Origin of the sequence: Chryseobacterium artocarpi, from assembly GCF_001684975.1 — a bacterium.
Taxonomy (GTDB): domain Bacteria; phylum Bacteroidota; class Bacteroidia; order Flavobacteriales; family Weeksellaceae; genus Chryseobacterium; species Chryseobacterium artocarpi.
In genome coordinates this window covers 154,074-167,223 of record NZ_MAYH01000034.1, presented here as the reverse complement: position 1 = coordinate 167,223, position 13,150 = coordinate 154,074, and the positions used below count along the sequence as shown (strand labels likewise).

The window sequence follows — 13,150 nt, the reverse complement described above, 5'->3', positions numbered from 1 at the left end:
TTAAAATGAAAAAATTATTCAACATATCACTTTTATTATTCGCAGCTGTTTTACTATTCTCTTGTCGTGACGGGAATGATATTCCTGAAGATATTCATGAGCATGAAGAAGTAGGACAGGTAGTGGTAACTTTAACGAACAAAGCTGATGGAAAATCACAGAAAGTAACGGTTACTAACGGGCAGACTTTAGATCATTTTCATTTAACTCAGGGGGCTACCTATGCAGTAGATGTTAATTTTCAGATTAAACATGATGACCATTATCATGATGCAGAAGAAATTATTGAGGAAAAGGATATGCACTTTGTTACCTATAAATTTACAGGAGCTGACGTAAAAGTAAAAAGAGCTGCCGATGATGTAGTAAGAACTGATGGCAAAAAGCTAGGGCTAAAAACAGAATGGACTGTAGCAACAGCTGCAGCCGGTAAGGTTCAGATTGTTCTTGTACATGGAGCAAGTGCTGTAAATGATAACTCGCCTTCACCAGATAACCAGCTTGGAAGCACTGTAGGAGGAGAAAGTGACGTAGATATCGCTATAGATTTTCATTAATTAAAAAAGAAAGTCCTTTCGGGAAAGGGACCTACATATCATCATATTAAATTTGGTAAACCACTGATTTTTTCAGTGGTTTTTTTATTTAACAATATTTGGCTGTATTAGTTGATTTTAAATGGGTGATTTTCATAAAAAATTCATATTTTTGCAACCTAAAATTTTAATCAATAATGAAGGTTACCGCACAAAACCATGATGATGTAAGTGCATTACTTACTGTAACATTGGAGAAATCTGACTACAAAGAAAAAGTAGAAAAGCAATTGATTAATTATGCTAAAAATGCGCAAGTTCCTGGATTCAGAAAAGGGAAAGTGCCTTTGAGTATGGTTAAAAAACAATATGAAGCAGGAATTGCATTTGAAGAAATCAACAGACAGGTTTCTGATGCTTTGAACAACTATGTTAACGAAAACAAGTTAAGATTAGTTGGTCAGCCTATTCCTCAGCCAGTAAACGAATTAGATTACAACGCTGATCAGGTAACAGTTGCTTTCGAAGTAGGATATGAGCCTGCATTCACTATAGACTTAGCTAAATATGAAGCTCCTCACTATAAAGTAGAAGCTTCTGACAAAGAAATCAGCAAGAGCATTGAAAACATGCAGAAGCGTTTCGCTGAGCAAGTTCCTCAAGATAAAATCACTAAAGATTCTTACGTTTCTTTAGAAGTTTCTCAGGTAGTAGAAGAGGATGCTGAAGGAGAGCACCACCACCACCCAAAGAACGTTACTGTTACAGCTGAAAACAAAGAAGCTTTTAAATTAGTAAAAGCTTTAAAAATGGACGGTTCTGTAAAAGTAACTAAAGAAACTCTTGCAGGTGATGAAGAATTAGCTAAAGAATTAGGATTCAGTAAAGAAGAAGTAGAGCACCTACACCACAATGAAGTAGAAGTAAAAGTAAAAGACTTCTATTCATTAAACTTAGCTGAGCTTAATCAAGATTTATTCGACAAAGTATACGGAGAAGGAAACATCAAGTCTGAAGATGAGCTTAAAGATAAAGTGAAAACTGAATTAGACGAGTATTTCCAACAGAATGCTGACGTTCACTTTGTGAATAAAGTATTAGAGCAAGTTACTGAAAAAGAAGAAGTAGCACTTCCTGAAACTTTCTTAGTAAAATGGTTAATGTTCTCTAACCAGAACATCCAGTCTGAAGATCAGGCTAAAGAAATCCTTGAAGCTGAGAAAAACCAATTGAGATACCAGATCATCGAAGGTAAATTGATGACTGATAACGAAATCAACCTTGACTATGCTGATGTATTGGCACAAGCTGAGCAATTAGTGAAAAACCAATTAGCAATCTATGGAATCCACCACTTAGGTGATGAAGAAATCCAAAAGTATGCTGTTGAAATGTTGAAAGATCAGGAGCAAGTAAGACAAATCTCTTCTGAAGTTGCTATGGCTAAACTAAAGGATGTTATTCTTGAAAAAGCTAGCAAAAAAGAAACTAAAATTTCTCACGACGAATTTTTAGAAGAACTTAAGAAATAATTATATACAGATATAAATATTTGAAAACCGTCAATTTTTTGGCGGTTTTTTTATTTTAAAATTCCTTTATTTAAAAGTTATTTATTACTTATTATTTATTCCTCATCATTCATCATTTAGGTATGTCCGTCAATATTCCTATATTTACTATCTAAACTTTATATATATGAAAAAGATCATCATTCCATTTTTCTGTGCCGTACTTTTTTCTGTTCCGGCAGTAGCTCAGAAGAAAGATGCCGCTTCTGTAAAAACAGAAGCTACTAAGTCAAAGTTAACAGCAAACGAAGTAATAGACAAATATTTCAAAGCACTAGGTGGTAAAGATAAATTAGATGGTGTGAAATCTATGATTACTGAAAACACGATGAGTGCTCAGAAAATGGAAATTACCATGTCAACTAAAAGATTAGGAAATAAATTTAAGTCCGTACAATCATTGATGGGACAGCAGATGATTCAGCTTTTTGATGGTGAGAAAGGATATTTTGATCAGATGGGAACCAAAATAGATATTCCTGCAGATAAAATTGCCGAAATGAAAAAAGGAAAGCCTGTGGATGCATTAGCATTTGAAGGAACAACTTTTGACAATGTAAATGTAGAAAAATTAGATGGTAAAGACTATAATGTACTTTCATCAGGTAAAGGAAAATTCTATTTTGATGCAGCTACCGGACTTTTATATAAAACTATTGCAGGAGAAGGAACAGTAATTATAAAAAGCTATATGACTGTTGATGGAATACAATTTCCTGCTGATGTAGAGGCTGAAGGATCAGGACAGAAAGTAAATATCAAAACAACTAAAATTGTGCTCAATTCTGGAGTTACGGACGCTGATTTTAAATAATAAAGTAAGGAAGCCTGAGCGTTGAGCTACGGAGATAAAAGATAAAATCTCCATATTAATTCTATAAGACTAGCTACTCATAGTAGTTTCTTACTTCAATAAAAAAGCCGGAAATTAATATTCCGGCTTTTTGTTTTTATTCAGGTTATCTATGAACCATATTCTCTCTTCCATTCTTCAGCTACTTCACTTAAAACAGCATAAAATTCTTCACCGTACTTTCTTGTCAATGGTGTTTTTAAGAACTTATAAACAGGGACCTGAAGCTCTTTTCCCAAAGTACAGGCGTCGCTGCATACGTTCCACTCATGATAATTCAAAGCGGTGAATGCTGAGTATTCTGTAGCACGAATAGGATACAGATGGCATGAGATAGGCTTCTGCCAGTCTACAGCACCATCTTCATAGGCTTTTTCAATACCACATTTTGTAATTCCTTTATCGTCAAAGGTTACATAAGCACATTCGCGGTTCTCCACCATAGGAGTTACATACATTCCGTCGTGTGGATCAGTAGTCCATGTTCCTTGCTCTTCCAGGGCTTTAATGCCTTCCTGAGTAAGGTAAGGTTTAATTTTATCGAAAATACCGTCCAATATTTCAAGCTCATTTTTATCCAAAGGAGCTCCTACATCTCCTTCCACACAACATGCACCCTTACACTTGGTAAGGTTACAAACAAATTCTTCGGAAAAGATTTCCTCAGAAATCAATTTATCGTCTATCTGAATCATAATTTTTTAAAATAAATCAAAAACTGTACCCACTTTAAAGGTAAGTAAACTGATGATAATAAGCCATAAACCGGCTTCCTGCATCCAATATTTAGGTAAAAATCTCATCATTCTGCTTAAAATAATACTTGAAGGAAATGCTAAAAGAAGCAAATAGTCGTAGCTTGTATTCATATAAAGAATGATGGTAATAAGCTGGGCTAAAGAAAATACAAGCAAAAATGTATACTTATATCTACTGATAGGGCTTTTTTTGTTATAATTTTGAAAGTGATCGTATACTGCATAGATCAGCATAAGAACCACAGGTATTAACGGAAACATTTCTGTATAATCTGTCACCGGTTTCATTTTTCCAAAAGGGAAATAATCAATATTCCATGAAGTGAACTGCACGAAGTACATGACAGAAAAATAGCTGAATGCAATTAAAATAATTCCCAACAAAAATCTGAAAAGGTTTAAACCTATTTTAGCAGAAGTAGCAATCACGTGAATGATTACAAAAACAGCCATAGGCCAGGTAGTAGGAAGGAAAATAAAGTTCAGCGCAACAATAGCTCCCACCAATACATATGATTTTTTTCTAACGTCTTCATCTGCACTGGTGAGAAGAAGAATCAGAAATGAATTTGTAAGTAATGAAACAGCAATTCCTATATCAAGATTACCCGGGTACAGCCCAAAAATAAATAGGGTGTACAAAAATAAAGGTAAATGGGTCTGATAATTAAGAGCGATACTGTGAAAACAAAAATATCCCAAAGCAATTCCCAGAAATGTAATTCCGGCAACAATTGCTTCATATGTATTGAAATTCAGTATGTTAAATATAATTACTACTAAAAGAAGAAAACCAATATAAACAGGAATTGAAAAAATATTGCTTTCTTTTGAAAGTAATTTAAACATTTTTTATAAATTTGTACAAAGTTAATTTAAAAAAGGAAAATAATGACGTCTTTCTTTCTATTCTTAAGCAAAGTTTTCAAATCGAGTTTCGGGTTCTTTGATTCTTTTGGTAATGTTTTAAACTGGATTCTATTTATAGTTTGCTGTGTACTATTCACTTACTGGTGCTACGTGCTAGTGGTAACATTAGGTGGTGATAAAGATAAAGACTATTATTCTCCAACGGAAGGTAAGCATCCTTACTATGATCCGAATATCTACAAAAAAGAAGGTTAATTAATTGGTTATATAGTAAAAAGCCGATCAAATAATTTATTTGATCGGCTTTTTTATTACTAACGATTAAAATTTTCTTTTAATTAGTCGTGAATTGGAAGTACCAAAACAGGAACATGTGAACTTTTCGTAAGTCCTTTGGTAAGACTTCCTACGAATACATCATAAATTCCACTTCTACCATGTGATCCCATTACGATATAATCAGCATTTTTTGCTTTGGCAAATTCGAGAATAGTTTCCTTTGCTAATCCTTGCTTTAAAAGATGTTCACAATCGATATCATGACTGATGATTCTCTGTTCAATCTTATTAAGCTGTACCAATTCTTCTCTTATTTCATTGGCTTCCACTTCCGGAAAATATTGAAATCCCATATCTCCAATCGCAAAGCCTATATCTGAAGGTGCAACGTGGATCAGGTAAATTCTACCATTAAGTTGTTTTGCAAATTTTATGGCACCGTCTACCAATTGGTCTGTTTTGTCCCCAAAATCTACGGGTAATACAATATTTATCATAACCTTTCATTTTGTTACCTAAAGATATGAAAAATTTGCCAGACTTTTATGTTAAATACTTATAATATTCGGATATCAAGGATTTTTTCATCTTCAAGATAAGCCTCAAGGATATCATTTTCCTCTACTTTTCCAACCCCTTTTGGAGTTCCTGTATAAATAAGGTCACCCACTCTTAATGTGAAATACTGAGAGGCAAAAGCAATAATATCATCAATATTAAACAACATATCTTTTGTGTTGCCATCCTGAACCTTTTCTTTGTTTTTTAATAATGAAAAAGACAGGTTATCCAGATTGTATTTATCCTTTTTGAAGAAATTTCCTACTACCGCAGAACCGTCAAATCCTTTGGAAAGCTCCCATGGAAGTCCTTTCGACTTTAATTCGCTTTGAAGATCCCTTGCTGTGAAATCAATCCCTAAGCTCAGTTCTTCATAATGTTTGTGAGCGGTTTCCTTCTGAATGTATTTTCCTCCTTTAGATACCTTTATCACTACTTCAAGTTCATAATGAATATCCTTGGAGAATTCAGGAATATAAAAATCACTTCCTTTTAAAACCGCTGTATCCGGTTTGATGAAAATAACAGGGTTCTCCGGAATTTCGTTTCCTAATTCTTTAGCATGTTCGCTGTAATTTCTTCCTATGCAAATGATTTTCATAATTTTATTTTTTAATTTACTATATATTTAAAAATCCTTTTTCTTTTCCTTATTTCTTAAGCGTACAGGTGGTCTTAATGAGTAAATTCATTTCCACAATAGTAGCATATAAATTTATCACTGGTCAAGAATGAAATTCCAAAAAAACTGGTAGCTTTATCATCTCTGTAAATATGATTGGAACCACATTTAGGACATACAAAATCAAACTCAGGGTCTTCAATGGTATGATCCACTTCCAGTGAATATTGCTCGTTATCTTTATAATCCTGAAGTACCTGACCTGCTTTTTCGAGATCTTCTTCAAAAACCTGTAGCTGAATTCCGCCTACAGCCTGAGAAAGCAGCCAATCCGACTGAATAAGCTGTTCATTCGCAATGAAACTATTGATTCCGTTTTCAGACAGAATTTGTTTGTCCCTGTTTGCTTCAAGGGCAGTTTCATAAAATTTAAAACGAACCAGACTGGACATCTTTAAAATCTGCTTGAAAGTTGAATTTTAGTAAAGACTTTCTTAGTGTATAAAGGGAAATCAGCATTCTGAAGCCATCCGAAATAGCCAAGATCCTTTTGGAAAACAGCTTTTACGCCTTGCCCTTTATATTTTCCGAAGTTGAAAACTTCTTCCTGCTTATCATTATACCCAATAAATCCTGCAAGATCTGCATTCTTATTATGGAATGTAAATTCACTCAAAGGAGCGATCTCATTCGGAATATCGTCATATTTACCTACCTGAGCATCCAATACCTCGAATGTTGCCATTACATCAGCTTCCGCAGAGTGTGCATTTTCTAACGTTTTTCCACAGTAAAACTGGTAAGCAGCACCAAGGTTTCTCGGTTCTTTTTTATGGAAGATGGTCTGTGCATCTACCAATTTGAATTTGCTAAGATCAAAATCCATTTCCACTCTCAATAATTCTTCTGCTAAAAGAGGAACGTCAAATCTGTTGGAGTTAAAACCTCCCAAATCTGCACCGGTGATCATTTCCATTACTTTAGGAGCAATCTCTCTGAAAGTAGGGGAATCTTTTACATCTTCATCGTAGATCCCGTGAATTTCACTGCTTTCTTTTGGGATTGACATTTCCGGATTAACACGCCATGTTTTGCTTTCTCTGGATGCATCAGGGTTTACCTTTAAGATACAGATTTCAACAATTCTGTCTTTTCCGATGTTTGTTCCTGTTGTTTCAAGATCAAATATACAAAGTGGTTTATGGAGTTTTAAGTTCATGTTGATGATTAATAATTTGAAAATGTGTTAAATAAGATTTTTTTTGGACTTCTATTTGAGCTGTCTTTGAAAAATAAGTGATACCAATATGTAATAAATTACAAGCATCGGAATTCCTACAATCTGGAAGATTACAAGAATAGCGATACCTCCTACAAGTAATACTACTTTCGGATAGTTGTCTTTTAATGCTTTGGATTTAAACTTCATAGCCATCATTTTTATGGGGCTGATTAGAAGCCATGAGGTCAGAAGACTTAGAATAACCAAAAGCAGGCTGTTTTCAAATAAGAAGCTGAAACTTCCGGTTTCTTTAAAAGCATAATATAATCCAAACAGTAAAACAGTGTTGGTAGGAGTATTTAATCCTTTAAAGTAATATCTCTGTTCTTCATCAAGATTAAAAATAGCAAGTCTCAGACAAGAGAAAGTAGTAACTATCAGTCCTATATATTTAATCTCAAAAGGAAAATGAATTCCGAGAAGCTCTGCTCCGAACGGCTCAAGTGCTTTATACATTGTAAGCCCAGGGATCAGCCCAAAACTTACCATATCCGCAAGAGAATCCAGCTGAAGCCCCAGATTGGAGTTTGATTTTACGGCTCTGGCTACAAACCCGTCAAAAAAATCGAAGATAGAGGAGAGGATAAGGCATATCGCCGTAGTTTGATAGTCTCCTAAAATAAGATGTATTGCACCTATACATCCGGCAAATAAATTAGCCAGAGTCAAGGCATTGGCAAGATTATTCTTTATAAAACCCATAAGTACAAAATTACTCTTTTTAAAAATTCTAACTCAAAATAATATGAACTAAAAAAGGCAATAAAGTGATTTTGGTGTAAATTTGTCCCATGAAATTTTTAAAAGGATTTAGAAAACAGGAAGTTCTGGCATTGCTGTACAGAATTTTTTTAGCCTATGTTTTTTATCAGATTGCGCGACTTTTATTTTGGTATTTTAATAAAGACCTGATCAAGGTAGATTCTGTTTCAGATTATCTGAAGCTTGCTTATCACGGGACAGCTTTCGATACAACGGCAATTTTGTACGTCAATGCATTGTTTATTTTGCTCAGTCTCCTTCCATTGGTTATCAATACGAAAAAAGGTTTTCAGAAAGTTCTTTTCTGGATTTACTTTATCACCAATGGTTTGACGTATGCTATGAATTTCGGGGATTTTATTTATTATAAATTTTCTCAGGCAAGGCTTACTTCTGCGGTATTTCAGGTTGCAGAACATGAATCTAACATTTCTCAAACTCTGACGATTTCTATTGGAGAGCATCCTTTTGTACTGATCTGGTTTATTGTTTTAATGGGATTGTGGGTTTTCCTTTATAAAAGAGTAAAGGTGGAAGAAGCAAAACCTGCAAAACTACTTCCTTATTTCCTTTCATCCATTGTTACCTTATGTATTACGGCTGTTTTGGTTGTAGGAGGAATCAGAGGAGATTTCAAACACAGCACAAGACCTATCAATATGGTGGATGCAACACGTTTTGTGACGAATCCATTACAGGGAAATATGGTTCTTAATAGTACATTCTCTTTCTTTAGAACATTAAATACTAACAGTTTTAAGGAGGTTCATTTTGTAGATGAAAAATACATTGAAGAAAATGTACAACCTTATAAAGAATACGATAGAAAAGTAGAAAACCGTCCTAATATTGTTATTTTTATTGTAGAATCTTTTGGTAGAGAATATTCAGGAGCTTTTAATAAAGATAAAAACATTAAAGACTACGTTTCTTATACACCGTTTATAGATAGTTTGGCGTCTCAGAGTCTTATATTTCCTAATACATTTGCGAATGGAAGACAATCTATTCATGGGATGAGCAGTGTCTTGGCTGGAATTCCGAGTCTTACGGATGCTTTTACGGGATCTCCGTATTCCAATCAGAAAATTCAGTCCATTGTTTCTGTTTGTAATGATCTTGGATATGATACTTCTTTTTATCATGGAGCACCTAATGGTTCCATGGGATTCCTTGGTTTTGGAAATATTTTAGGATTTCAACACTATTTTGGGAAGACAGAATACAATCACGATGAAGACTTTGATGGAATGTGGGCAATCTGGGATGAACCATTCTTACAGTATTTTGCGAAAAATGTCGGAAAGAAACAACCTTTTATGACGACCATGTTTACTGCTTCTTCTCACCATCCGTTTAAAATTCCTGAGAAATATAAAGGAAAATTTAAGAAAGGACCATTGGAAATGCACGAGCCGATACAGTATACGGATTATGCTATTAAAGAATATTTTGAAACTGCTAAAAAACAACCTTGGTTCAAGAATACCATTTTCGTGTTTACAGGAGATCATACCAATCAGATTTATTATCCAGAATATGAAAAAGGAATGAACCGTTTTGCCGTTCCGCTAATTTTCTATTCTCCAAACCCGGAATATAATCTTAAAGGAGTAAATCCTGAAATTGCTCAACAAATAGATATCTATCCTACATTAGCAGATCTTATTGGTTATAATAAACCCATCAGAAGCTGGGGGAGAAGCTTAGTGAGTGATAAACAATATCCGCAGATTATGGTTAATTCCGATGGAAATACAGAGCAGTTTATTATTGGAAATTATATGTATCGTTTTGATGGCAAGGAAATTGTGGGAGTTTATGATCAATCAGATATAGGGTTTGAAAAAAATCTGATAGATAAGGTAAAGACTCCTGAAGTAGAAAAAGGAAAACAGGTTGCTAAAGCCTGGTATCAGGATTATATGGATAGAGTAATCAACAGGAAGCTTTATTAGTAAAAAGGTAAAATTGTAAAAGAGAAAAAAAAGAAAAAAGTAGTATTATAATATTACTGTTCTCTCTTTTATAGCCTTTATGCTTTGTATAATAAAAGTTTTTGTTTGTTGAAAATTAATTTATATTTTTATCAATACATAGATAAGAATATTGTATAAAAATTAAAACTATAAGAAATATGAAAAAGTTAATGCTAACATTCTCACTTTCTCTGTTCAGTGTGCTTACTTTTGCACAGATTGAAGGAAAGTGGAAAACAATAGATGATGAAACAAAACAAGCGAAATCTATCGTAGAAATATTTAAAAAATCGGACGGAAAGTACTACGGTAAGGTTTTTCAGTTATTAATCAAACCAGCGGATCCAAACTGTAGCGCTTGTAAAGATGACAGAAAAGGAAAACCGGTTTTAGGATTGGAAATCATCCGAGGTCTGAAAAAAGAAGGCGATGAATTCACTGGAGGAAATATCACAGATCCTAAAACAGGTAAAACTTATAAATGTACCATTACAAAAAGCGGGGATAAGCTTAATGTAAGAGGTTATTTAGGACTATCATTATTAGGAAGAACCCAGGTTTGGGAGAAAGTCAACTAATATAAGTTTAAATAGAATTTTGAATGACATTTCGTAATGAAATGTCATTTTTTTTATAAAAATATGTAACGAAAATAAAATCTCCCCACTTATAGAATATGAGCACTGAACAGGAGAAAACATTTATCGAATTCTTTAAGCCAAATCAAAAGCTTATCCATAAGATATGCAGGATTTATACGGATAATATGGAGGATCATCAGGATCTTTTCCAGGAAATTACCATACAATTGTGGAAGTCATTTCCAGGATTTAAAGGTGATTCAAAGTTTTCTACCTGGATGTATCGGGTTGCTTTAAATACGGCGATCACTTTATTCAGGAAGCCCCAAAAGAAGGATGCACAAGCTGTAGATGTCGATATCTCCACTCTTAAAATGGAATATGAGGAGTATGAAGATGATGAGCATAAGCTGAAGAAGATGTATAAGGCAATCTACGAGCTGTCTGATGTGGAAAAAGCATTGATCATGATGTATCTGGAAGATAAACCTTATAAAGAAATAGGAGAAATCCTCGGAATCACAGAAGGAAATGCAAGAGTGAAGATGAACAGAGCTAAAAATAATTTGAGAACCAAAATAAACACAAAATAATATGGACGAATTAGAATTACTGAAAAAAGACTGGAATAAGGAATCAGAAGATTTTAAAGAATATTCCGACCACGAAATTTATAACATGATAAAGAATAAATCAGTTTCTATCACCAAAACATTATTACTGATCGGTGCCATTGAAGTTGTGTTATGGACTTTATATGGATATCTTGACAAGCAGTTCCCTTATATCAGAATAACAATGTTTTTAGTTTTTGCAGGATTAATTGTTTTTCTGTTCCGTAAAATGAAAACCGGGCAAAATAGTATTACGCTAATGAAAAGCATTTTAAATCTGAGAATACTTATTTTAGGATATGCGTGTATTTCATTACTGCTGACAATGGTGGATAGTATTATTCACTTTGATCATAATACAAAAGACTTTATGGCAGGGCTTAAGGATGGTTACAATAGTAGTTATGATGTAAAAGCTCTACCTACCAACCCTGATACAATGATGCCAGGAACAGCGAATTATATAATTTTCGGAATTATTGTTTTGATTGGTTTTTACATTCTGTATAAAATATATAATAGAACCTACGGGAAAATTTTACAGGACCTTAGGAAAAATTATAAAGAATTGAGTCTTCAGGAGGAAAAAGCAATTTAAGAAAGGAAGCTGGGAGATGGAAGCAGGAAGTCAGCAGATATCGTTTTTGAAAATTATATTAGAGTTTTATATTGAAACAGGAAGTAAAAGAAAATAAAAATACATTTTCAGTCGTTCACTAAACCTCAATAACTTCTTTCTTCCCGCTTATATCTCACTTTCTCTTCAAACATCCTTTTTTGAATTATTAATAATATTGAAGCATCTTACTCAAATGAAACGCCTTTTTATTATGTGTATAATAAAAAAACACTATTTTTGTAGTCTAAATTTTTCAAGAAAATATGGCAGAATATACTTTTCGTGAGGTAATTGCGCAGGCAATGAGCGAGGAAATGCGTAAAGACGAATCCATTTACCTGATGGGGGAGGAAGTTGCAGAATATAATGGTGCATATAAAGCTTCAAAAGGAATGCTGGATGAATTTGGTCCAAAAAGAGTGATCGATACTCCGATTGCAGAACTTGGGTTTACAGGGATCTCTGTAGGAGCTGCAATGAATGGGAACAGACCTATCGTAGAATTTATGACATTCAATTTCTCTCTTGTAGGGATTGATCAGATTATCAATAATGCGGCGAAAATCCGTCAGATGAGTGGTGGACAATGGAACTGCCCAATCGTTTTCCGTGGACCTACTGCTTCTGCAGGACAATTAGGAGCTACACACTCTCAGGCTTTTGAAAACTGGTTCGCTAACTGTCCAGGGCTTAAAGTTGTTGTACCTTCAAACCCTTATGACGCAAAAGGATTATTGAAAACAGCTATCCAGGATAACGACCCGGTTATCTTCATGGAATCTGAGCAGATGTATGGTGATAAAATGGAAATTCCTGAAGAAGAGTACTATTTACCAATCGGAAAAGCAGATATTAAGAGAGAAGGTAAAGACGTTACGTTAGTTTCTTTTGGTAAAATCATGAAGCTGGCAATGCAGGCAGCGGAAGATATGGAGAAAGAAGGAATCTCTGTAGAAGTTATTGACCTTAGAACAGTTCGTCCTTTAGATTTCGATACCATTTTAACATCTGTAAAGAAAACAAACAGATTAGTGATCTTAGAAGAAGCTTGGCCTTTCGGATCTGTATCTTCTGAAATTACTTATATGGTACAGCAAAAAGCATTTGATTATTTAGATGCTCCAATCAAGAGAATTACTACTCCTGATGCACCTGCACCTTATTCTGCAGCATTATTTGCAGAATGGTTCCCTAAGCTTGAAAAAGTGAAAGAGGAAATCAAAAAAGCGATGTACGTAAAATAATTATAGAGAAAAACTTCCG

Annotated in this window: 16 protein-coding genes; 9 read left to right on the top strand and 7 right to left on the bottom strand. The window is 34.0% G+C overall.

The annotated features are described in order from the left end of the window. Positions 1-5: 5 nt before the first annotated feature. The 3 genes from BBI01_RS12390 (at position 6) to BBI01_RS12380 (ending at position 2,921) form a co-directional block, all read left to right on the top strand. On the top strand, positions 6-557 hold the full coding sequence (locus BBI01_RS12390; RefSeq protein ID WP_065394988.1) for a hypothetical protein: 552 nt from the start codon (positions 6-8) through the stop codon (positions 555-557). Positions 558-733: 176 nt separating this feature from the next. Further along, positions 734-2,068 carry a trigger factor gene (locus BBI01_RS12385; RefSeq protein ID WP_065394987.1) on the top strand — a complete coding sequence of 445 codons (1,335 nt, stop codon included), beginning with the start codon at positions 734-736 and terminating at the stop codon, positions 2,066-2,068. A 166-nt stretch (positions 2,069-2,234) separates the two neighbouring features. Then, a complete protein-coding gene (locus tag BBI01_RS12380) occupies positions 2,235-2,921 on the top strand; it encodes a hypothetical protein (protein ID WP_065394986.1) in 687 nt (228 codons plus the stop codon). Positions 2,922-3,070: 149 nt separating this feature from the next. Here BBI01_RS12380 and BBI01_RS12375 read toward each other — a convergent pair whose 3' ends face one another. Then, positions 3,071-3,655, bottom strand: coding sequence for a DUF3109 family protein (locus BBI01_RS12375; protein ID WP_065394985.1), 585 nt, complete (start codon positions 3,653-3,655; stop codon positions 3,071-3,073). A gap of 6 nt (positions 3,656-3,661) precedes the next feature. After that, the gene (locus BBI01_RS12370; RefSeq protein WP_065394984.1) at positions 3,662-4,567 is read right to left on the bottom strand and encodes a DUF6427 family protein; all 906 of its coding nucleotides are present in this window, start codon (positions 4,565-4,567) and stop codon (positions 3,662-3,664) included. A 42-nt stretch (positions 4,568-4,609) separates the two neighbouring features. Here BBI01_RS12370 and BBI01_RS12365 point away from each other — a divergent pair, with 42 nt between their 5' ends. Then, positions 4,610-4,843: a DUF6341 family protein gene (locus tag BBI01_RS12365; RefSeq protein ID WP_065394983.1), complete on the top strand. Its 234-nt coding sequence runs from the start codon at positions 4,610-4,612 to the stop codon at positions 4,841-4,843. Positions 4,844-4,926: 83 nt separating this feature from the next. Here BBI01_RS12365 and BBI01_RS12360 read toward each other — a convergent pair whose 3' ends face one another. The 5 genes from BBI01_RS12360 to BBI01_RS12340 all read right to left on the bottom strand — a co-directional run bounded on the left by BBI01_RS12360 (position 4,927) and on the right by BBI01_RS12340 (position 8,034). Then, positions 4,927-5,364 (bottom strand): universal stress protein, encoded by a 438-nt coding sequence (locus BBI01_RS12360; RefSeq protein WP_065394982.1) that lies wholly within the window; start codon positions 5,362-5,364, stop codon positions 4,927-4,929. Between the two features lie 59 nt (positions 5,365-5,423). Next, complete coding sequence (locus tag BBI01_RS12355; RefSeq protein WP_065394981.1) at positions 5,424-6,029, bottom strand: fumarylacetoacetate hydrolase family protein; 606 nt, start codon at positions 6,027-6,029, stop codon at positions 5,424-5,426. Between the two features lie 74 nt (positions 6,030-6,103). Then, positions 6,104-6,502: a putative signal transducing protein gene (locus BBI01_RS12350; protein ID WP_065394980.1), complete on the bottom strand. Its 399-nt coding sequence runs from the start codon at positions 6,500-6,502 to the stop codon at positions 6,104-6,106. Positions 6,503-6,504: 2 nt separating this feature from the next. Continuing rightward, complete coding sequence (locus tag BBI01_RS12345) at positions 6,505-7,269, bottom strand: 3'-5' exonuclease (RefSeq protein ID WP_065394979.1); 765 nt, start codon at positions 7,267-7,269, stop codon at positions 6,505-6,507. 51 nt (positions 7,270-7,320) lie between these two features. Next, positions 7,321-8,034, bottom strand: coding sequence for a CDP-alcohol phosphatidyltransferase family protein (locus BBI01_RS12340; protein WP_065394978.1), 714 nt, complete (start codon positions 8,032-8,034; stop codon positions 7,321-7,323). 89 nt (positions 8,035-8,123) lie between these two features. On the opposite strand from BBI01_RS12340, the gene BBI01_RS12335 reads away from it, so the two are divergent. The 5 genes from BBI01_RS12335 (at position 8,124) to BBI01_RS12315 (ending at position 13,131) form a co-directional block, all read left to right on the top strand. Continuing rightward, complete coding sequence (locus BBI01_RS12335; RefSeq protein WP_065394977.1) at positions 8,124-10,052, top strand: LTA synthase family protein; 1,929 nt, start codon at positions 8,124-8,126, stop codon at positions 10,050-10,052. A gap of 179 nt (positions 10,053-10,231) precedes the next feature. Beyond that, on the top strand, positions 10,232-10,651 hold the full coding sequence (locus BBI01_RS12330) for a DUF2147 domain-containing protein (protein ID WP_065394976.1): 420 nt from the start codon (positions 10,232-10,234) through the stop codon (positions 10,649-10,651). Between the two features lie 98 nt (positions 10,652-10,749). Next, positions 10,750-11,247: an RNA polymerase sigma factor gene (locus BBI01_RS12325; RefSeq protein WP_065119651.1), complete on the top strand. Its 498-nt coding sequence runs from the start codon at positions 10,750-10,752 to the stop codon at positions 11,245-11,247. Position 11,248: 1 nt separating this feature from the next. Continuing rightward, positions 11,249-11,866, top strand: a complete 618-nt coding sequence (locus tag BBI01_RS12320) for a DUF8845 family protein (protein WP_065394975.1) — start codon at positions 11,249-11,251, stop codon at positions 11,864-11,866. Between the two features lie 284 nt (positions 11,867-12,150). Continuing rightward, a complete protein-coding gene (locus BBI01_RS12315; protein ID WP_065394974.1) occupies positions 12,151-13,131 on the top strand; it encodes a pyruvate dehydrogenase complex E1 component subunit beta in 981 nt (326 codons plus the stop codon). Positions 13,132-13,150: the final 19 nt, after the last annotated feature.